16 protein-coding genes are annotated in these 19,405 nt (G+C 67.6%); 3 read left to right on the top strand and 13 right to left on the bottom strand.

Features of this window, described 5'->3' with window-relative positions; genetic code table 11:
* Positions 1 to 105: 105 nt before the first annotated feature.
* Both ACPTTF_RS07465 and galU read left to right on the top strand, forming a co-directional pair.
* On the top strand, positions 106 to 2,973 hold the full coding sequence (locus ACPTTF_RS07465; protein ID WP_423370764.1) for a valine--tRNA ligase: 2,868 nt from the start codon (positions 106 to 108) through the stop codon (positions 2,971 to 2,973).
* 87 nt (positions 2,974 to 3,060) lie between these two features.
* The gene (gene galU, locus ACPTTF_RS07460) at positions 3,061 to 3,945 is read left to right on the top strand and encodes a UTP--glucose-1-phosphate uridylyltransferase GalU (protein ID WP_423370763.1); all 885 of its coding nucleotides are present in this window, start codon (positions 3,061 to 3,063) and stop codon (positions 3,943 to 3,945) included.
* Positions 3,946 to 3,997: 52 nt separating this feature from the next.
* Here the strand turns inward: galU and ACPTTF_RS07455 are convergent, their stop codons facing one another.
* From ACPTTF_RS07455 to ACPTTF_RS07425, 7 genes are all read right to left on the bottom strand, one after another.
* Entirely contained in the window at positions 3,998 to 4,612 is a 615-nt protein-coding gene (locus ACPTTF_RS07455; protein ID WP_423370762.1) for a DUF4136 domain-containing protein, read from the bottom strand.
* A gap of 37 nt (positions 4,613 to 4,649) precedes the next feature.
* Complete coding sequence (locus ACPTTF_RS07450) at positions 4,650 to 7,037, bottom strand: CHASE2 domain-containing protein (protein WP_423370761.1); 2,388 nt, start codon at positions 7,035 to 7,037, stop codon at positions 4,650 to 4,652.
* A gap of 10 nt (positions 7,038 to 7,047) precedes the next feature.
* Positions 7,048 to 8,409 carry a FecR domain-containing protein gene (locus tag ACPTTF_RS07445; protein WP_423370760.1) on the bottom strand — a complete coding sequence of 454 codons (1,362 nt, stop codon included), beginning with the start codon at positions 8,407 to 8,409 and terminating at the stop codon, positions 7,048 to 7,050.
* Positions 8,406 to 9,110, bottom strand: a complete 705-nt coding sequence (locus ACPTTF_RS07440) for a response regulator transcription factor (protein WP_006490421.1) — start codon at positions 9,108 to 9,110, stop codon at positions 8,406 to 8,408. Before ACPTTF_RS07440 ends, ACPTTF_RS07445 begins: the two co-directional genes overlap by 4 nt.
* A gap of 269 nt (positions 9,111 to 9,379) precedes the next feature.
* Positions 9,380 to 9,793 (bottom strand): peptidase, encoded by a 414-nt coding sequence (locus ACPTTF_RS07435; protein WP_423370759.1) that lies wholly within the window; start codon positions 9,791 to 9,793, stop codon positions 9,380 to 9,382.
* A gap of 199 nt (positions 9,794 to 9,992) precedes the next feature.
* Positions 9,993 to 10,220 (bottom strand): sulfurtransferase TusA family protein, encoded by a 228-nt coding sequence (locus tag ACPTTF_RS07430; protein ID WP_006402122.1) that lies wholly within the window; start codon positions 10,218 to 10,220, stop codon positions 9,993 to 9,995.
* A 117-nt stretch (positions 10,221 to 10,337) separates the two neighbouring features.
* A complete protein-coding gene (locus tag ACPTTF_RS07425) occupies positions 10,338 to 11,273 on the bottom strand; it encodes a LysR substrate-binding domain-containing protein (RefSeq protein ID WP_423370758.1) in 936 nt (311 codons plus the stop codon).
* A 114-nt stretch (positions 11,274 to 11,387) separates the two neighbouring features.
* On the opposite strand from ACPTTF_RS07425, the gene ACPTTF_RS07420 reads away from it, so the two are divergent.
* Positions 11,388 to 12,908 carry a CoA-acylating methylmalonate-semialdehyde dehydrogenase gene (locus tag ACPTTF_RS07420; protein WP_423370757.1) on the top strand — a complete coding sequence of 507 codons (1,521 nt, stop codon included), beginning with the start codon at positions 11,388 to 11,390 and terminating at the stop codon, positions 12,906 to 12,908.
* Between the two features lie 59 nt (positions 12,909 to 12,967).
* On the opposite strand, the gene ACPTTF_RS07415 is transcribed toward ACPTTF_RS07420, so the two are convergent.
* The 6 genes from ACPTTF_RS07415 to ACPTTF_RS07390 all read right to left on the bottom strand — a co-directional run bounded on the left by ACPTTF_RS07415 (position 12,968) and on the right by ACPTTF_RS07390 (position 19,400).
* Positions 12,968 to 13,852: a MurR/RpiR family transcriptional regulator gene (locus tag ACPTTF_RS07415; RefSeq protein ID WP_423370756.1), complete on the bottom strand. Its 885-nt coding sequence runs from the start codon at positions 13,850 to 13,852 to the stop codon at positions 12,968 to 12,970.
* A 300-nt stretch (positions 13,853 to 14,152) separates the two neighbouring features.
* On the bottom strand, positions 14,153 to 15,325 hold the full coding sequence (locus ACPTTF_RS07410; protein WP_423370755.1) for a Gfo/Idh/MocA family protein: 1,173 nt from the start codon (positions 15,323 to 15,325) through the stop codon (positions 14,153 to 14,155).
* Positions 15,326 to 15,356: 31 nt separating this feature from the next.
* Positions 15,357 to 16,283, bottom strand: a complete 927-nt coding sequence (locus ACPTTF_RS07405) for a TIM barrel protein (RefSeq protein ID WP_423370754.1) — start codon at positions 16,281 to 16,283, stop codon at positions 15,357 to 15,359.
* 30 nt (positions 16,284 to 16,313) lie between these two features.
* The gene (locus ACPTTF_RS07400) at positions 16,314 to 17,327 is read right to left on the bottom strand and encodes a Gfo/Idh/MocA family protein (protein WP_423370753.1); all 1,014 of its coding nucleotides are present in this window, start codon (positions 17,325 to 17,327) and stop codon (positions 16,314 to 16,316) included.
* Between the two features lie 59 nt (positions 17,328 to 17,386).
* Positions 17,387 to 18,298, bottom strand: a complete 912-nt coding sequence (locus ACPTTF_RS07395; protein WP_423370752.1) for a sugar phosphate isomerase/epimerase family protein — start codon at positions 18,296 to 18,298, stop codon at positions 17,387 to 17,389.
* A 76-nt stretch (positions 18,299 to 18,374) separates the two neighbouring features.
* Positions 18,375 to 19,400, bottom strand: a complete 1,026-nt coding sequence (locus tag ACPTTF_RS07390) for an ABC transporter permease (RefSeq protein WP_166962874.1) — start codon at positions 19,398 to 19,400, stop codon at positions 18,375 to 18,377.
* Positions 19,401 to 19,405: the final 5 nt, after the last annotated feature.

Here is a 19,405-nt window from a genome sequence, read left to right as displayed (position 1 = left end):
GTCGCGACAGGCCCGTTCCGGCAAGGCGATGGCTGGTCGATGGGCATCCATTTATAATTGTCAGATTCGGCATCCAATTCACGCATTTTTCGGCAGATTTCCAACATGAGCGACAACACGCTTGCGAAGAGCTTCGAGCCCCACACCATCGAGTCCCAATGGGGGCCGGAGTGGGAAAAACGCGGCTATGCCGCCCCGGCGTTCGATCCGTCCCGCCCCGATTTCGCGATCCAGTTGCCGCCGCCGAACGTCACGGGCACGCTGCACATGGGCCACGCGTTCAACCAGACGATCATGGACGGCCTCGCCCGCTACCACCGGATGCTCGGCGAGAACACGCTGTGGGTGCCCGGCACCGACCACGCGGGGATCGCCACCCAGATCGTCGTCGAGCGCCAGCTTGACGCGCAGGGCGTCTCGCGCCACGACCTCGGCCGCGAGCAGTTCGTCGAGCGCGTGTGGGAATGGAAGGAGAAGTCCGGCTCGACGATCACCGGCCAGGTGCGCCGCCTCGGCGCGTCGACCGACTGGTCGCGCGAATACTTCACGATGGACGACAAGATGTCGGCCGCCGTGCGCGACGTGTTCGTCACGCTCCATGAACAGGGCCTGATCTACCGCGGCAAGCGCCTCGTCAACTGGGATCCGGTGCTGCTTACCGCGGTGTCGGACCTCGAAGTGGTGAGCGAAGAGGAAAACGGCCACCTGTGGCACATCCGCTACCCGCTCGTCGACGGTTCGGGCTCGCTGACGGTCGCGACCACCCGCCCGGAGACGATGCTCGGCGACGTCGCGCTGATGGTGCACCCGGAAGACGAGCGCTACGCGCACCTGATCGGCAAGCTCGTCACGCTGCCGCTGACGGGCCGCGAGATCCCGGTGATCGCCGACGACTACGTCGACCGCGAGTTCGGCACGGGCGTCGTGAAGGTCACGCCCGCGCACGACTTCAACGACTACCAGGTCGGCCTGCGCCACAAGTTCGCGCCGATCGAGATCCTGACGCTCGACGCGAAGATCAACGACAACGGCCCCGAGCAGTATCGCGGCCTCGACCGCTTCGACGCGCGCAAGGCGATCGTCGCCGACCTCGATGCGGAAGGCTTCCTCGACTCCGTGAAGCCGCACAAGCTGATGGTGCCGCGCGGCGACCGCACGGGCGTCGTGATCGAGCCGCTGCTGACCGACCAGTGGTTCGTCGCGATGACGAAGCCGGCACCGGAAGGCACGTTCCATCCGGGCAAGTCGATCACCGAGGTATCGCTCGACGTCGTGCGCGACGGTCAGATCAAGTTCGTGCCGGAAAACTGGACGACCACCTACTACCAATGGCTCGAGAACATCCAGGACTGGTGCATCTCGCGCCAGCTGTGGTGGGGCCACCAGATTCCCGCGTGGTACGGCGAGAACGGCGAGGTGTTCGTCGCGCGCAGCGAAGAAGACGCCCGTGCGAAGGCCGACGCGCAAGGCTACACGGGTGCGCTCAAGCGTGACGAAGACGTGCTCGACACGTGGTTCTCGTCGGCGCTCGTGCCGTTCTCGTCGCTCGGCTGGCCGAACGAAACGCCCGAACTGAAGCACTTCCTGCCGTCGTCGGTGCTCGTGACCGGCTTCGACATCATCTTCTTCTGGGTCGCCCGGATGGTGATGATGACGACGCACTTCACGGGCAAGGTGCCGTTCCACACCGTGTACATGCACGGCCTCGTGCGCGACGCCGAAGGCCAGAAGATGTCGAAGAGCAAGGGCAACACGCTCGACCCGCTCGACATCGTCGACGGCATCGACCTCGAAACGCTCGTCGCGAAGCGCACGACGGGCCTGATGAACCCGAAGCAGGCCGCGACGATCGAGAAGAAGACGCGCAAGGAATTCCCGGACGGCATCCCCGCGTTCGGCACCGACGCGCTGCGCTTCACGATGGCGTCGATGGCGACGCTCGGCCGCAACGTGAACTTCGACCTCGCACGCTGCGAAGGTTATCGCAACTTCTGCAACAAGCTGTGGAACGCCACGCGCTTCGTGCTGATGAACTGCGAAGGCCACGACTGCGGCAGCGACAAGCCGGAAGTCTGCGGCGCGGGCGATTGCGGCCCGGGCGGCTACCTCGACTTCTCGGCGGCCGACCGCTGGATCGTGTCGCTGCTCCAGCGCACCGAGGCCGACATCGCGAAGGGCTTCGCCGATTACCGCTTCGACAACATCGCAAGCAGCATCTACAAGTTCGTGTGGGACGAGTACTGCGACTGGTATCTCGAACTCGCAAAGGTGCAGATCCAGAACGGCACGCCGGAACAGCAGCGCGCAACCCGCCGCACGCTGCTGCGCGTGCTCGAGACGGTGCTGCGCCTCGCACACCCGATCATCCCGTTCATCACCGAAGCGCTCTGGCAGAAGGTCGCGCCGCTCGCGGGCCGCTATCCGCAAGGCAAGGCCGAGGGCGAAGCGTCGCTGATGGTGCAGGCATATCCGGTCGCGAACCTGCAGAAGATCGACGAGGCGTCCGAGCAGTGGGCGGCCGACCTGAAGGCGATCGTCGACGCATGCCGCAACCTGCGCGGCGAGATGAACCTGTCGCCGGCAACCAAGGTGCCGCTGCTCGCGGCCGGCGATGCCGAGCGCCTGCGCTCGTTCGCGCCGTACGTTCAGGCCCTCGCACGCCTGTCGGAAGTGCAGATCCTCGCCGACGAAGCGGCGCTCGACAAGGAGGCGCATGGCGCACCGATCGCGATCGTCGGCCCGAACAAGCTGGTGCTGAAGGTCGAAATCGACGTCGCGGCCGAGCGCGAGCGCCTGTCGAAGGAAATCGCGCGCCTGACGGGCGAGATCACGAAGTGCAATGCGAAGCTCGGCAACGAGGCGTTCGTCGCGAAGGCGCCGCCGGCGGTGGTCGAACAGGAACAGAAACGCGTCGCGGAATTCCAGAGCACGCTCGAAAAACTGCGCGCGCAGCTCGATCGGTTGCCTGCGTAACAAAGGGTAAGGCCGTTTGCGTTCACTATAATGCGGGCGTGAACATAAGCCGTCTGACAAGTCGATTACAGGAATAAAGGTTCGATCATGTTGAAAGTCACCAAGGCGGTATTCCCTGTTGCCGGTCTCGGCACGCGGTTCCTGCCGGCAACGAAGGCGAGCCCGAAGGAAATGCTGCCCGTCGTCGACAAGCCGCTGATCCAGTACGCGGTCGAGGAAGCGATCGCCGCCGGCATCACCGAGATGATCTTCGTCACCGGGCGCAGCAAGCGCGCGATCGAGGATCACTTCGACAAGTCGTACGAGATCGAGGCCGAGCTCGAGGCACGCGGCAAGGAAAAGCTGCTCGAACTCGTGCGCGGCATCAAGCCGAGCCATGTCGACTGCTTCTACGTGCGCCAGCCGGAAGCGCTCGGCCTCGGCCACGCGGTGCTGTGCGCGGAAAAGCTCGTGGCCGACAACCCGTTCGCGGTGATCCTCGCCGACGACCTGCTCGACGGCAACCCGCCCGTGATGAAGCAGATGGTCGACGTGTTCGACCACTATCACAGCTCGGTGATCGGCGTCGAAGAGATCCCGCCGTCGGAGACGAAGTCGTACGGGATCGTCGACGGCAAGGAGTGGGAGGAGTCGATCGTCAAGATGTCGGCGATCGTCGAAAAGCCGGCGCCGGAAGTCGCGCCGTCGAACCTCGGCGTGGTGGGCCGCTACATCCTGAAGCCGCGGATCTTCGAGCACCTGCGCGCACTGAAGCCCGGCGCGGGCGGCGAGCTGCAGCTCACCGACGCGATCCAGGCGCTGCTCGCCGATGAACAGGTGCTGGCCTACAAGTACCAGGGCACGCGCTACGACTGCGGCAGCAAGCTCGGCTACCTGAAGGCAACGGTCGAATTCGCGCTGCGCCATTCGGAAGTCGGCGTGGAATTCGACGAATACCTGCGCACGCGCGGCGGCGCGCACCCGGCCGCCTGAACGCGGCAAGGGCTCGCCCCGGCGGGCCCGCCCTCACCTCACCGGCCGCCGCTCAGCGCGCTTCGGCCGGCTTCACCGAGACGACGCCCGGCATTCCGCCCGCGTCGTCTTTTTTCGTCTTGACGAGCCAGCCGTTGCCCGCGTCGAACGGTACCTTCGCGAGCGCGCTCTTCACGAGCGCCGGCGCGGCCTGCTGCGTGCCGGGGTCGCGATCGCGCAGCGACGCCGTCACGCGATAGACGTCGGCACCCGACTTCGCGTCGACGAACCGCAGCGTCAGCACGTGACGGTACACCTTGCCTGCGAACGGCAGCGCGAGCGGCGACGGCCCATCGACCGTCACGCACGCGCTGCTCGCCGCACCGCACTGGTCGGCGACGGCCGCGACCGCCGTCGGCTGCGTCGCGTAGGCGACCGACAACCGGTAGCGCGCGTCCTTGAGCGACTTCGCATCGAAGCCGCGATGTGCAAGTTCGTCGCGCACGAGCGTCTCGATCTGCCGGTATTCGGCATCGTTGGCCTGCGCGGCCGTCCGCACGAAATCGTAGCCGTGCGCATCGGACGCGAATGCGTTCGGCTGCCCGACCGCACTCACGCCGCTCGTCACGCCGGCGCAACCCGTCAACAGCGACGCCGCCAGCGCGGCCGCTGCCCATTCCTTTCTCATGGCTTTCCCCAAATGCCTGCCGTCGCGCCTGGCCCTGTCAGGCGGACGGCTCGTCGATCGCGGGCAGCGACACCGTCACCGCGGTGCCGACACCCACCTCGCTGTCGACCGTCACGCTGCCCCCATGGCGTGTGACGACCGTCTTCACGAATGCCATGCCGAGCCCGGAACCCGAAATCTCGGGCCGCTCGCCGGCGTGGAATCGCTTGAAACGTTCGAACAGATGCCGCTGATCTTCCGGCGCGATGCCGTACCCCTGATCGCGAACCGTACAGAACATCCGCTTCGACGCGTGCTCGACCGTCAGCGTACACGCGATCACGGTGTCGGACGGACTGTATTTGACCGCATTGTTGATCAGGTTCACGAAGGCGCGCGTGATCAGCGAGCGATCGGCACGCACCCAACACATGTCGGCGCCGACCTCGGTGTCGATGCGGATGTGCTTCGCCTGCGCCTGCGGCCATACCTCGTCGCTCGCATCGATCAGCACGTCGACGAGGCTCGTCACTTCGAACTGGTACGCCTGCGACTCCGCGCGCGCCAACTGCACGAACTCGTCGGCGAGCGACAGCGCGCGGTGCGCGTAGCGCTCGATCCGCGCGAGCAGCCCGCGCGTCGCGTCGGTCTCGACGCGGTCGCGCTCGATCTCGACGAGCGCGAGGATCGAAGCCTGCGGCGAGCGCATGTCGTGCGACAGCAGGTGCAGCGCCTCCTCGCGATGCCGCTCGGCCGCGTGCAGTTCGGTCACGTCGACGAGGCCGGCAATCCAGCCCGTCACGCGGCCCTGCGCGTTGGTACAAGCCGCGTAGCGTAACAGATGGTCGAGGCCGTCGCGATCGCGCACCTCGATACCGCGCGCCATCGCGTCGTGCTCGGCCTCGAGCGTCGGGTCGAGCGCGGCGGGCCAGTGCTCGCGGATCGCCGCATCGTGCTCCGCGTTGCCGTCGACGGTCTTCATGAACGTCAGCTCGCCGAGCGCGGTGCGCAGCGGCCGCCCTTCCGGCAGCGGCAGCGCGAGCCGCGACCCGTAGCGCTTCGCCGCATGGTTCGCGATCAGCACCGTGCCGGCCAGGTCGGTCACGAAGATCGGCTCGGGCATGCTGTCGAGGCTGTCCCACACGAAGCGCTTCATGTCCTGCACGCGCTGCGCGGCCTGCGCCATCAGCGCCATCTGCCGTTCGAGCAGGTCGCCGCCGACGCTGCGCGTGCGCGGCGCCTCGGGCAGCAGGTGCGGCTCGTCGGCGAGCCGCTGCAACTCGCGGCGCAGGTACGACATCGTCATTTCCAGGCGCCGCCAGTTCCAGATCGGGTAGACGGCGATCAGCCCGAAGATCGCGGGCGCCGGCGACAGCCAGATGCGCGCCTCGAACAGCAGCGCCGTGCTCGCGACGACGGCGAGCACGGCAAGGCTCAGCGTCAGCAGCAGCGCGCGCCACGGCGACAGCATCAGGAAGCCGCCCAGCAGCGCGGCGAGCGGCAGCAGCGACGCGGCGAACAGCCCGGCACGCGACGCGGGCGAGATCGCGCTGCCGGTGGCCAGCATGTCGAGCACGTTGGCATGGATATACACGCCGGCGAGCGGGCCGAAGTCGCCGGACACGGGCGTCGCGAAGCGGTCGTACAGCCCCGACGCCGTCACGCCGACGACGACGATCTTGCCGCGCAGCGCGTCAGGCTTCACGCGCCCTTCGAGCACGTCGTCGAACGACAGCGTCGGATAGGCGGGCGTGTTGCGGCTGAACGGGATCAGGTAGCGGCCCTCGCCCGCCGCATCGCGCGACAGGTCGTGCGCATGCGCGCCGGGCGCGCCGCCGACCGGATGCAGCCGGCCGCCCTGGATCGCGCGATACACGGGCACCATCAGTTGCGGCCAGCGCACGCGGCCGTCGCTTTCGAACAGCGCAACGCTGCGGACGATACCGTCGCGATCGACTTCGAGGTTGATGTGGCCGAGCCCGACCGCGCGCGCCGCGAGCGCGGCCACCGGCGGATCGACCTCGCGCGTGCCGTCCGCCTGCTCGGGGCTCAGCAGCACGGGCAGGAAGGTCGGCACGTGGCTCATCGCGTCCGCGAACGTGCGATCCTCCGGAGACGGTTCGGTAAACAACACGTCGTAGACGACGGCCGCCGGCTGCGCGCGCGCCAGCGTGTCGAGCAGCCGCGCATGCACGTCGCGCGACCACGGCCAGCGGCCGAGGGCGGACACGCTCTGGTTGTCGATGTCGACGACCACCACGTCGGGCGACAGCGGCAGGCTGCGCAGCATCAGCAGCCGGTCGTAGATCAGGCCGTCGACGCTCGCCGACAGGCGGCCGAGCGCGCACGCGAGGATCACCGCGATCCCGAGGCAGCCGATCGCGATCCATTCGATCAGGAAGCGGCGGCCGAGGCGCCGCCGCGGGGAAACGGAGTCGGGTTTCATGCGCCGCGGATCAGCGCGACAGCGTGAACGCGCTGACCGGACTGGTCTTCTCGTAGAACTTGCCGCCTTCGAATTCCTCGACGGTCACGGCCCAGAAATAGTCGCCCGGCGGCAGGTGCGCGACGGTGATCTGGCGCGCATGCAGGCCGACCTGGTCGACGACCGGTGCGCTCAGGTCCTTCGAGCGCGACAGCACGAACCGGTAGCGCGCATCCTTGCCGGAACCGTTCGGCGACCAGCGGAACTCGTAGCCGCCGGCGCCGGGCGACGCGCTTGCGTCGAGCCCCATCACGCGGCGTTCGAACGCGTACGTGCGCGGCCGGCCCTCGAGGCCGTTCGCATCGATCGCGGCGACCCGCACGAAGTAGTTCCCGTTCGGCACGTCGCGAAAGACCGCGCGCGGCGAATCGGTGCGCGTTTCGCGGAACAGGTCGAGCAGCCCGGCGTCGTGCGCGAGCTGCAAACGGTATGCATGCGCGTCGGCGAGCGGCGCGACGTCGAATGCGACGTCGGGCTCGTCCTGCACCTTGTCGGGATGCGCAAGCGCCGGCGCAGGCAGCAGCTCGACGGGCGCGCCGACCGTGCCGGACGAGGTCGCGACGCTGCCGAAATTCGCATGCACGAGCGTCGGGTCGGCCGGCTGCCGGTCGCCCGCGACGCCGACCGTGCCGTCGAGCACTTCGACACGCGTCGACGCATTGCCGGCCGCGTCGTAATTCACGCGAAAGTGCGTGCCGCGCACGCCGGCCACGACCGACGGCGAACGGATCTGGAAGCGGTCGTCGCGTTTCTTCAGGTGGGTGACCTCGCTGTCGACCGAGCCGCGGGTGAGCTCGAACTCACGATCGAGCGTACCGGTCAGCACCGTGCGGCGCAGCGCCTTCAGGTCGAGCTGGCTGTCGGGCGGCAGGCTCATGTGCGTGCCGTCGGCGAGCTCGAGCGTTACGAAGCCGTTCGGGCCCGTGCGCACGCGATCGCCCTCGGCGAGCGTCGCATCGTTCGCGAGCGGCGCGTAAGCATCGCCGGATGCGCGTTCGGCCGTACCCTGCACCGCGATGACGCGCGCGGTCAGCTTTTCCTTGCGCAGACGCGCCACCGGCAGCTTCAGCGCGATGCCGGGCTGCAGGCGCTTCGGCGCGGGCACGCCGTTGATCTGCTGAAGCAGTTGCCAGTCGTCCGAGCCCTGCAGGTAGCGCGCGGCGACGTCGTACAGCGTGTCGCCCGCCTGCGTGCGGTAGACGACCATCTTGCCCGCGGCGGCGGGCGGCTGCGCGGCCGCATGCTGCGCGGCGAACGCAAACGCGACCGCGCAGGACACGCGCAGCGCCGCCGTGCGCAGGTTCGCCGTGCGCTGCGTGATTCCCGCGGTCACTCCGGTTCCCCCTGGCCGACCCGCTCGAGCCGGTAGCCGTAGCCGTAGATCGGCGCGAGGCGATAGCCGTTTTCGGGCCGCAGGCCGAGCTTGGTGCGCAGCATCGAGATGTGCGTATCCATCGTGCGCGACGGGATGTCGGTCGCCTGCTTCCACACGAGATCGAGAATGTGCGCGCGCGACAGCGGACGGTCGAGGTGCTGGAACAGCAGCAGCGCGAGCTCGAATTCCTTCTGCGTGAGGCTCACGGCCTTGTCGCCGACGTAGGCCTGCTTCAGGTTCACGTCGAAACGGAATTGATCGAATTCGCGAACGGTGGCCTCGGCGTTGACCGGATACGCGCGGCGCAGCAGCGAGCCGATGCGCGCGCGCAGGATCGGGCCCGACACGGGCTTGACCACGTAATCGTCGGCGCCGGCGTTGAGGATCTGCGTGATCCCCGCCTCGTCGTCACGGCTCGTCATGAAGATGATCGGCAGGCTGTGCTCGGTCTGATTCGCACGCACCCACTTCAGCACTTCCTCGCCGGACATGTCGGGCACGTTCCAGTCGAGCACCAGCAGATCGAACGTCTCGCGCTGCAGACGCTTCTTCAGGGCCTTGCCTTCCTTGAACGCATAGCACGTGTGGCCAACGGCCGTCAGCGTTTGACTGACGAAATCCGTCTGGGCCGGATCGTCATCCAGTACAGCAATTCTCATAGCACCCCGCAAATCGAAATCGATTCGTCCAGTTCAGCTCCCCGCCCTCAACCCGGCCGCGCAGCACGCGCGCAGCTTCCGGATACCGGCCGGCGAGCCGTCATTCGCCGCTCGCGCCATCTGCGCAAACCGGCGACCCCGGCTAAATATCTCAAAAACGGGGCGCGGACGAACCGGCGATTTCATCATAGTAGTATGAAATTCGCCAATAAATTGCGCGGACTACCGTCTTTTCTTCGAATAATCCTTCCCACCGCGCAATCGAGCGCCTAGTCGACGCCCGCCACCGGCTCGGCGACATCGTCGACCGGCATGTGCTGCGACAGCGGTTCCGGACGCGCCGGCTGTGCAAGCATCCGCTGCAACTGGCCGCGCACGCGCTCCCACGCGGTGGCCGCGTAGTCCGGCTGGCCCGCCGCCCACGCCTGCGCCAGATCGAACACGCGCTCGATCGTCGCACCGCAGTAGGTCAGGCCCGAGCCGTCGTCCAGCGCGGCATCGCGCAGCCGTTCGTCGAGCCACTCGGCCAGCCACGGCATCTCGGCCGCAGCCGAATCCGCATAGGCCTCCAGCGCGGCACGCGCGTGGCGATCCTGCTGCGGGTCGAGCTCGATACGGCTCAGTCCCGATACGCTGCGTTCCGCTCCGGACGGACTTCGAATAGTCCCTGGTCTGAAGGACATGTCCTCTCCCCGTTGTACGACGGTAGCGTCAGGCATGGCCCCCGTGCCCGCCATAAGACGTACCGTGGCCGGCGCATCCGCTGGGAGCGGACGACCGGCCGGGTCAGTATACGCAGCCGATCACGAAGCGAGGTTTAAGAATTGTCAGAAAAGCGCGGCCGACGGGCGCCGGGCGCGGCCGGCACCGTGACGCGGGCCGTCAGCGGCGGCGCATCAGGAACACGAATGTCTTGTCCTGCGTCGTCGATTCGACGATCTCGTTGCCCGTCTGCTTCGCGAACGCGGCGAAATCGCGCTGCGAACCCGGATCGGTCGCGAGCACCTTGAGGATCTGCCCGCTTTCCATATCGGCGAGCGCTTTCTTGGCACGTAGGATCGGCAACGGGCAATTGAGCCCGCGCGCGTCCACTTCCTTGTGAATCTGCATCGGCTTTCGACCTTCGAATGACGCGCCACATGCGGCGCGGGAGGAAGCCGCGATTTTACCGCAGCGCTGCCGCGCCTGCCCGGGCAGCCCATGGCGTGGCGCGCACGGGCACCGGGCTCACGCGTCGGAAAAGCCGCCCGCGAGCCGCTCGCGCAGGTGCCGCACGAGCGCGCGCACCGCGCTCGGCACGACCGGGCTGTACGGGCGGATCGCGAAGATGTGATCGCCGAATGCGCCCGACGGCCGCCAGCCATCGAGCAGCGCGACGAGCCGGCCGGCGTCGAGATCGCGCTGCGCGCTGAAATCCGGCAGCAGCGCGATGCCGAGCCCGCCGAGCGCGGCTTCGCGCATCGCCTCGCTGTTGTTCGCCGCGAAACTGCCGCGCACCGGCACGCTCACGCGCTCGCGCCGCCGGCCGTGCGGCTCGAAGCTCCATGCGGCCGGCTCGTGCTCGCGCAGGTAGCACAGGCAGCTGTGATCGACGAGTTCGTTCGGATGACGCGGCGCGCCGCGTGCGTCGAGGTAGTCGCGGCTTGCGACGAGCAACGAGCGCGTGTCGCACAGCTTCCATGCGACGTGGGTCTGCGGCGCGGTGGTCGTATGGCGAATCGCGAGGTCGAAACCCTCCTGCGTCAGCGAATGCAGCCGGTCCGACAGGTCGAGCTCGATCTGCACGCCCGGATGCTGCCGCAGGAAATCGGGCAGGTGCGGCACGACCTGCTGGCGCCCGAGCGCGACCGGCACCGTCACGCGCAGCAGGCCGCGCGGCTCGCCGGCCAGATCCTTCACGCGCGCGAAGTGCTGCCCGATCGACTCGAACGCGTCGCGCGTGCTGTCGACGAGCGTCTGGCCCGCGTCGGTGAGCCGCACGCTGCGCGTCGTGCGACGCACGAGCGGCACGCCGGCTGCTTTTTCGAGATCGGCGATGCGCTGGCTCATCGCGGCCTTGCTGATGCCGAGCCGCTGCGCGGCGGCCGTGAAACTGCCGGCCGCGGCCAGCACCGTCAGCGAATGGATATGCGGCCAGAGCGCCTGGACATTTTGCTGATTCATCCACTGATTATTCAGAATTCTGAACAGTGAATCAAGCTGCGCGGCCTTCTCCCGCCCTGCGCGTTTGCCTAGACTGGGTGCTGTCCACTCCCACCCGATCCCCCAGGAGACACGATGAATCCGGTTCCCGCGTACACCTCCGACGCCGACGTCGGCCACTATGTCGACGGCGCGCCCGTCGCCGGCCGCAGCGGCCGCTTCCAGGACGTCCTCAATCCCGCGCTCGGCCGCGCGGTGCGCCGCGTCGCGCTCGCCGACGACAGCGAAGTGCAGCAGGCCGTCGCGTCGGCCCATGCCGCGTTCCCCGCGTGGGCCGCGACGCCGCCGATCCGCCGCGCGCGCGTCCTGCACCGCTTCCTGCAGCTGATGAACGAGCACCGCGACGCACTTGCGGCGATCATCACGGCCGAGCACGGCAAGGTGTTCTCCGACGCGCAGGGCGAAGTCGCACGCGGCATCGACATCATCGAATTCGCCTGCGGCGTGCCGCAGCTCCTGAAGGGCGATTTCACCGACCAGGTCAGCACCGGCATCGACAACTGGACGATGCGCCAGCCGCTCGGTGTCGTCGCGGGCATCACGCCGTTCAACTTCCCGTGCATGGTGCCGTGCTGGATGTTCCCGGTGGCGATCGCGACCGGCAACACGTTCGTGCTGAAGCCGAGCGAGCGCGATCCGTCGACGGCCTTGTTCATCGCCGACCTGCTCACGCAGGCCGGGTTGCCGGCCGGTGTCTTCAACGTCGTGCAGGGCGGCAAGGGCGCGGTCGACGCGCTGCTCGACCACCCCGACGTGCAGGCCGTCAGCTTCGTCGGCTCGACACCGATCGCGGCGTACGTGCAGCAGCGCGCGGTGCAGTCGGGCAAGCGTGTGCAGGCGCTCGGCGGCGCGAAGAACCATCTGGTCGTGATGCCCGATGCGAACCTCGAGCAGGCCGTCGACGCGCTGATCGGCGCCGCGTACGGCTCGGCCGGCGAACGCTGCATGGCGATCAGCGTCGCGGTGCTGGTCGGCGACGTCGCGGACCAGATCGTGCCGCTGGTGGCCGAGCGCGCGCGCAAGCTGGTGATCGGCGACGGGATGTCGCCGGAAGTCGAGATGGGCCCGATCGTCACCGGCGATGCGCTCAAGCGCATCGAAGGCTATATCGAGCAAGGCGTGAACGAAGGCGCGCAACTGGTGGTCGACGGCCGCGGGCTGCGCGTGCCGGGCCGCGAGGCTGGCTTCTTCACCGGCGGCACGCTGTTCGACCACGTGACGCCCGACATGCGCATCTACAAGGAAGAAATCTTCGGGCCCGTGCTCGGCTGCGTGCGCGTGAAGGATTTCGGTGAGGCGGTCGACCTGATCAACGCGCACGAGTTCGGCAACGGCGTGTCGTGCTTCACGAGCGACGGCGGCATCGCACGCGAATTCGCGCGGCGCATCCAGGTCGGGATGGTCGGCATCAACGTGCCGATCCCGGTGCCGATGGCGTGGCATGGCTTCGGCGGCTGGAAGAAGAGCCTGTTCGGCGACATGCACGCGTACGGCGAGGAAGGCGTGCGCTTCTATACGCGCCAGAAGTCGGTGATGCAGCGCTGGTCGTCGAGCATCGGCAAGGGTGCCGAATTCGCGATGCCGACCGCGAAGTAACCGCCTGCCGGCACGCCGCCCGCCGATCCCTTCGGCGGGCGCTGCGCCGGCAGATTGCGTCAACCGGCCTTCGTGCCGTGCGCGCCGTCGGCGGTCGGCAGGTACGACAACTCGAGCCGGTACGCGAGCGCGACGAACAGGCTCTGCGCGAGGCCCATCGTGGCCGTCAGCGCGCGGAAGCCGAACGTCTCGCTGTCCTGCACCATCAGCGTCACCTCGGCCTCCCGCGCAAGCGGGCTCATCCGGCTGTCGGTGATCGCGATCAGCCGCGCGCCGCGCTGCACGGCCTGCTGCGCAACCTGCACGGTTTCCTCCGCGTACGGCATGAACGAGATGACGATCATCACGTCGCCCTCGCGCACCGACCGGATCTGCCCGAGATGCATGCTGCCCAGCGCGCTGAACAGCCCGATGCGCTTGTCGGTGTGCTGCAGCGCGTAGTCGAGGTACACCGCGATCGGAAACGCGCGCCGCGAGCCCGCGATCCAGATCGCCTGGGTGTCGGCGAGCAGGTCGACGGCCTGCGCGAGCGCCTGCGAATCGAGCGTCTGCCGCAGCTGCTGCATCCCCGCGATGCTGCCCTTGATGAACTCGTCGGCGATCTGCTCGGGCTGCAGGCTCGACGAACCCGCTTCGATCACGTCGCGCAGCCGCAGGTTGTATGCGCGCCCCGGCGCGATCTGCTGTGCGAGCCCCTCGCGGAACAGCTTCTGCATCTCGGAGAAGCCGGAGAAGCCGAAATGCTTCGCGAAGCGCACGACGGCCGACGGCTGGACGCCGCACGCTTCCGCGAGCGACTGGATGCCCTCCAGGCCAAGCTGGTCCCGATGCGTTTCCACATGGCGCGCAATCACCTTCAGGCGATTGCTGAGGCCGTCGTACTCCTGCGTCAGATGCTGCAGGAACTGCTCGACGGTGGCGGGAGGTTTCTCGGATGAACTCATCGGATAGCGCGAAGTTGACGGCCCCGATGCGCGCGCGATACGGACGGACGCGGCCCGGGACTCACCTGGATACATGCTTGAAGGGCGAATTTAATCACGTTTGCGGCGCGGCCCGCGCCGCGTGCTCGCTCCCACACGCTCGATCATCACTTGCCTACGCACCTCGGCGATACTGGAAGCGATTGTCCAACGCTCGCGCGGCGTCGTAAAGATTAGGGCGTCTACCGAGCCGGCCATCGGTACGAAACGGCGGGAAGCGGCGAGAAGCGGCCCGCGCCGCAGCCGGCCCGTGCCGCCGATTCAACGATAGTCGACCCACACGCTGCCCGCGTCGGCGGAGCGCACGCAGTTCTCGACCCAGCGCACGCCTTCCACGCCTGCATGGACATCCGGAAAGCGGATGTTCTTCAACGCTGCGGCGTCGCCGCGATCGGCCGCATCCATCGCGAGCGCGAAGCGCGCATAGAGATTCGACCAGGCCTCGAACAGCCCCTCCGGATGCCCGGCGCCGATGCGATCTTCGCGCAATGCGTGCGGATGCAGATAACCCATCCCGCGATCGAGCACCTGTGCGGGCTGACCCTGTACTTCGTAGCGCAACTGGTTCGGATGCTCGTCCCACCACTCGACGCTCGCCTTCGAGCCGATCACCCTCACCTTCTGGCTGTGCATCGAACCCGCGTTCACCGCGCTCGACCACACGTAGCCGACCGCACCCGTGTCGTATTCCATGATCGTGAACGCGTTGTCCTCGAGCGGCGCGCGGCTCTTCACGAAGCTCTGCCGCGAACACATCAGCCGCCGGATCTTCAACTCGGGCGCCATCACCTCGGAGATGTACAGCGGATGCGTGCCGATATCGCCGAGCACGTAGCTCGGGCCCGCGAACTTCGGGTCGACGCGCCAGCGCGCGGCCGCGCTCGCGGCCTCGACGCCCTCGCTGTGGAACCCGTGCGCGAACTGCATCTGCACGATGCGGATCTCGCCGAGATCGCCGCGCGCGATCATCTCGCGCGCCTGTTCGATCATCTGGTGTCCGGAATAGCCGTACGCGACGCCGACGATCCGGTTCTTCTCGACCGACACGCGCTGCAGCGTCTCGGCCTCCTCGGTCGTGAAGCACAGCGGCTTCTCGCAGATCACGTGCAGCCCCGCGTTCAGCGCGGCGCGGCAGATCTCGAAGTGCGTGTTGTTCGGCGTCGCGATCGACACCGCGCGGATACCGTCCGGGCGGCGTGCCTCGGCGTCGAACATCGTCGCGTAGTCGGGATAGCAGCGCTCGGCCGCGACGCCGAGCTTCACGCCGAACTGGCGGCCGCGTTCGGGATCGATGTCGAACGCGCCGGCGACCAGCTGGAAGCTGCCGTCGCGCAGCGCGGCCGACCGGTGGCTGTAGCCGATCTGGCTGCCGAGCCCGCCGCCGACCATGCCCCAGCGAATCGAATGTCCAAGCAGAATCTGTCCGTCAATCATGATGATGGTGTTCCTGGTGCGGGTTCAGGGGTCATGCAAAGCCGGCCGAAGCTAGAAACGCGCGGCTCGCGGCGACGTCGCGCAGGCTCGTGCCGGCATTGCGCGGGTCGCGCTCCTGTTCGATCGTGATGTACCCGGCGTAGCCGATGTCGTCGAGCGCGCGGCGGATCGACCGGTAATCGAGCACGCCGGTGCCGATCGGGCACATCACGCCGCGCGCACACGCGGCGAAGAACGCGATGTGTTCGCCCATCACCGCGTCGTACACGGCCGCGTCGATGTCCTTGAAATGCACGTAGTCGAGGCGCGCCGCGTGGCGGCGCAGCCAGGTTTCCGGGTCCATGCCCGAGTAATGCAGGTGGCCGGTATCGAGACAGAGGCCGGCCGTGTCGGCCGGAATGTCGGCGACGATCCGGTCGATCTCGTCCGCGAACTCGATGTAGCCGCCCGCATGCGGATGGATCACCGTGCGCACGCCGAATTCGTCGCGCGCGATCGTCGCGATCTGCCGGATGTGCTCGACCATGCCGGCCCAGCGTTCGTCGGACAGCCGCGGCGCGCGATCGGCGTGGCCGGCCGCGTAATCGCGTTCTTCATGCCCCCAGTCCATCACGACCAGGTACGGCGCCGCGTAGCGCTGGCCGTCCTGCGTCGGCAGTTTCGGCAGCCGCGTGATCAGCGCGCAGATCTCGCGCGTCTGGCGCAGCAGGTTCGGCAGGTTCTCCGGCGCCACGAGATCGTCGAAGATCGTACCGGCGGTGATGCTCAGGCGCTGCCGCTCGAGCTCGGCGCTCACCACGTCGAGTTCGAGCGGGATGTAGCCGTACGGCCCCAGCTCGATGCCCGAGTAGCCGGCCTGCGCGGCCTCGGCGAGCACCTGCCGCCACGGTGGCAGGTGCGGGTTCTTTACGTCGTCGACGCCCCAGCAGCAGGGCGCACAGCCAATCTTCATCGTCATGTCGGTCGATCCGGCAGGAATGCGCAGGGTTCAGCCGCGATAGAACGCGGGACGGTCGGCCATCGTGATCGGTTCGACCGCGCCGCTCTTCTGCGCCCTCACGCAGGCGTCGGCCGCGACCGCCGCCGCGTAGCCGTCCCAGGCCGACGGCCCGGTGAGCGCGTGCGCCCGCACGCCGTCGATGAATGCCTGCAACTCGACGTCGTAAGACGCGATGAAGCGTTCCTTCCAGTCGGTCATGATCTCGACCGACTGATGCGCCGCATGCTTGAGCCCCACTGCCGGCGGATCGGGCAGCTTCGCGATGCCCTGCTCGCCCACCACCTCGCACTGGATGTCGTAGCCGTACTGGCAGTTCACGAAGATCTCGACGTCGATGCGCACGCCGCTCGCGGTTTCCAGCAGCACGATCTGCGGATCGGCGAGATGCGAGGACGCATGGCGCGTCTTCTTCGGATAGACGACCTGCGTGCTCACGTAGTCCTCGCCGAGCAGCCAGCGCAGCACGTCGAGCTCGTGGATCAGCGTATCGGTGATCGCCATGTCGGTCGTGTAGCGTTCGCCGACCGACTGGTTGCGGTGCGCGCAATGCAGCATCAGCGGCGCGCCGATCTCGCCGCTGTCGATCACGCGCTTCAGCGCGCGATAGCCTTCGTCGTACGGCCGCATGAAGCCGACCTGCACGAGTCGCTTGCCGTGCGCGACTTCCGCTTCGACGATCCGCATGCAGCCTTCGGCCGTGACGGCGAGCGGCTTCTCGCAGAACACCGGTTTGCCGTGCGCGATTGCATCGAGCACGAACGCTTCGTGCGTCGGCCCCCACGACGTGACGAGCACGGCCTGCACGTCGGCGGCCGCGACCACCTCATGGCCGTCGCCGTAGATCTCGGCATCGAGCCCGTACTTCGTCACCGCGTCGCGCGCCTGCTGCGGGTCGATGTCGTTGACGGCCACGACACGCGCGCCGGACAGCGTGCGGGTCAGTCTGCGGATGTGGTCCTGGCCGATCGCGCCGCAGCCGATCACGCCGATTTGCAAGGTCATCTAACAGTCTCCAGTCGTTCATTTACGGCGCGGCATTCACCGCACCGGTCAGCAATAAGTCAACGCGCCGTGCGATCGAAATGACGATCGACGTAGCGCTGGATCGCGTCGCGCATGTAGCGCGACGACGCTTCCGCGCGGTCCTCCCACGCGAACACGCACGACGACATCACGCCGTCGAAGCCTGCCGCGCCGAGCGCACGAAAGAACACGTCCCAGTCGATCTCGCCCTGCCCGATGTCGAGATGCTGGTGCACGCGGATCTGGTTCGAACCCGGCGGGTTCACGATATAGCGCAGCTGGCTGCTCTTGCGGTGGTCGAAGGTGTCGGCCACGCGCACGTGCGCGAGGATCGGCGCGGCCTGCGCGATCATCGCGGCCATGTCGTCGCCGTAGTAGAACGTGTGCGGTGCGATGTACGACAGCTTCAGCGACGGTGAGCCGAGGTTCGTGACGATGTCGATCGCCGGCTGCAGCTGCTCGATCCAGTCCTCCGGATGCGGCTCGACTGACAGCACGATGCGTTCGCGCTCGAGGATCGGCAGCAGCTCGTCCATCGAACGGAACCACGCGGCTTCGCACAGCTCCTTCGGGTTTGCCCCCGGCCGTTCGCCGACCGAGCGCTCGGGCGACGCGCCGCGCCCGAACTCCGATACCATCAGCGCACACTCCATCTCGAGCGCGACCTCGATCGCCTTCTTCCAGCAACGCACGGCCCATAACCGCTCGTCCTCGAACGGGCTCGCCCAGCGGTACATCGGCTGCAGCGACGCGAGGCCGACGCCGCTCGCGCGCATGGCCTGCCGGAAAGCGGCCATCCGCTCGCGCGTCGCGCGCGGCATCACCCACCAGTCGAGAAAGTCGCTGCGCGGCGACAGCTCGATCTGGTCGTAGCCGAGCTCGGCCACCGCGTGCGGCAGGCGGTCGAGCGGCAGGTGGCGAATCATGTAGGGGTCCAGCGCGATCTTCATCGAAGGTCCTCGGCGGTGGCGGGTTCGGGACGAAGGCGGCGGCACGTGCCGCCCTCGCCCGGCGATGCATGGCAAGTCAGCGGCGCTTCTTCTTGTTGCGGTACTGGTCGGCGATCACGGCCGCGACGATGATCGCGCCCTTCACCATCTCCTGGTAATACGCGTCGATGCGGATGAACGTGAAGCCCGACGTCATCACGCCGAGGATCAGCACACCGATCACGGTGCCCGTCACGCGGCCGAGCCCGCCCGACAGCGACGTGCCGCCGATCACGACGGCCGCGATCGCATCGAGCTCGTACATCACGCCCATGCCCGACTGGCCGGAGATCGCACGCGCGGCGGTCACGGTGCCGGCGATCCCGCTCAGCAGGCCCGCGATCGCATAGACGAAGATCAGGTGGCGCGTGACGTTGATGCCCGACACGACAGCAGCGTGACGGTTCGCGCCGATCGCATAGGTGTACTTGCCGAAGCGTGTGTAGCGCAGCACGACGTGGAAGATCGCGGCGATCACGAGGAAAATGATCACCGGGTTGGCGCCTGAGCCGATGGCCGCGAACTGATCGGTCAGCATCGACACCGGCATCCCGTTGGTGAACCACTTCGCGAAGCCGCGCGCGGCGACCATCGTGCCGAGCGTCGCGATGAAGGGCGGGATGCCCGTCATCGCGATCAGCGAGCCGTTCAGCAGGCCGACCAGCAGCCCGACACACACGCCGGCCAGCACGGGCCAGATGATCGGCAGGTCGGTCAGGTGCGGAAACACCGCGCGCGGGAAGTCCGACACCTGCGCCAGACTCGCCGATACGACGGCCGCGGCCGCGACGACCGACCCCGACGACAGGTCGATCCCGCTGGTGATGATCACGAGGTTCACGCCGACCGCGATGATGCCGATCACGGCCATCTGCAGCACGATGATCTCGAGCCGCTCGGCGTTGAACAGGAAGCTCTGGCCGACGACGATCCAGCCGACGATCTCGAAGAACAGGCTGATGCCGACCAGCACGAGGAAGATGCTCAGTTCGGGCGGCCACTTCGTGTGCCGCGCCTTGATCGTCATGGTCTGCGCATCCGCAGCCGGATTCAGGTTGCCCATTTCAT

The organism is Burkholderia crassaminum (assembly GCF_964265005.1).
GTDB lineage: Bacteria > Pseudomonadota > Gammaproteobacteria > Burkholderiales > Burkholderiaceae > Burkholderia.
Note: the sequence above shows the minus strand (reverse complement) of the source record. Positions and strands in the feature narration are given on the sequence as shown.

Coding starts and splice junctions, on each gene's coding strand:
- ACPTTF_RS07395 (WP_423370752.1), bottom strand. CDS start 18,298: ATGAAGATCGCGCTGGACCCCTACATGATTCGCCACCTGCCGCTCGAC.
- ACPTTF_RS07425 (WP_423370758.1), bottom strand. CDS start 11,273: ATGAATCAGCAAAATGTCCAGGCGCTCTGGCCGCATATCCATTCGCTG.
- ACPTTF_RS07390 (WP_166962874.1), bottom strand. CDS start 19,400: ATGGGCAACCTGAATCCGGCTGCGGATGCGCAGACCATGACGATCAAG.
- ACPTTF_RS07440 (WP_006490421.1), bottom strand. CDS start 9,110: ATGAGAATTGCTGTACTGGATGACGATCCGGCCCAGACGGATTTCGTC.
- ACPTTF_RS07420 (WP_423370757.1), top strand. CDS start 11,388: ATGAATCCGGTTCCCGCGTACACCTCCGACGCCGACGTCGGCCACTAT.
- ACPTTF_RS07430 (WP_006402122.1), bottom strand. CDS start 10,220: ATGCAGATTCACAAGGAAGTGGACGCGCGCGGGCTCAATTGCCCGTTG.
- ACPTTF_RS07400 (WP_423370753.1), bottom strand. CDS start 17,327: ATGACCTTGCAAATCGGCGTGATCGGCTGCGGCGCGATCGGCCAGGAC.
- galU (WP_423370763.1), top strand. CDS start 3,061: ATGTTGAAAGTCACCAAGGCGGTATTCCCTGTTGCCGGTCTCGGCACG.
- ACPTTF_RS07465 (WP_423370764.1), top strand. CDS start 106: ATGAGCGACAACACGCTTGCGAAGAGCTTCGAGCCCCACACCATCGAG.
- ACPTTF_RS07410 (WP_423370755.1), bottom strand. CDS start 15,325: ATGATTGACGGACAGATTCTGCTTGGACATTCGATTCGCTGGGGCATG.
- ACPTTF_RS07455 (WP_423370762.1), bottom strand. CDS start 4,612: ATGAGAAAGGAATGGGCAGCGGCCGCGCTGGCGGCGTCGCTGTTGACG.
- ACPTTF_RS07435 (WP_423370759.1), bottom strand. CDS start 9,793: ATGTCCTTCAGACCAGGGACTATTCGAAGTCCGTCCGGAGCGGAACGC.
- ACPTTF_RS07450 (WP_423370761.1), bottom strand. CDS start 7,037: ATGAAACCCGACTCCGTTTCCCCGCGGCGGCGCCTCGGCCGCCGCTTC.
- ACPTTF_RS07415 (WP_423370756.1), bottom strand. CDS start 13,852: ATGAGTTCATCCGAGAAACCTCCCGCCACCGTCGAGCAGTTCCTGCAG.
- ACPTTF_RS07405 (WP_423370754.1), bottom strand. CDS start 16,283: ATGACGATGAAGATTGGCTGTGCGCCCTGCTGCTGGGGCGTCGACGAC.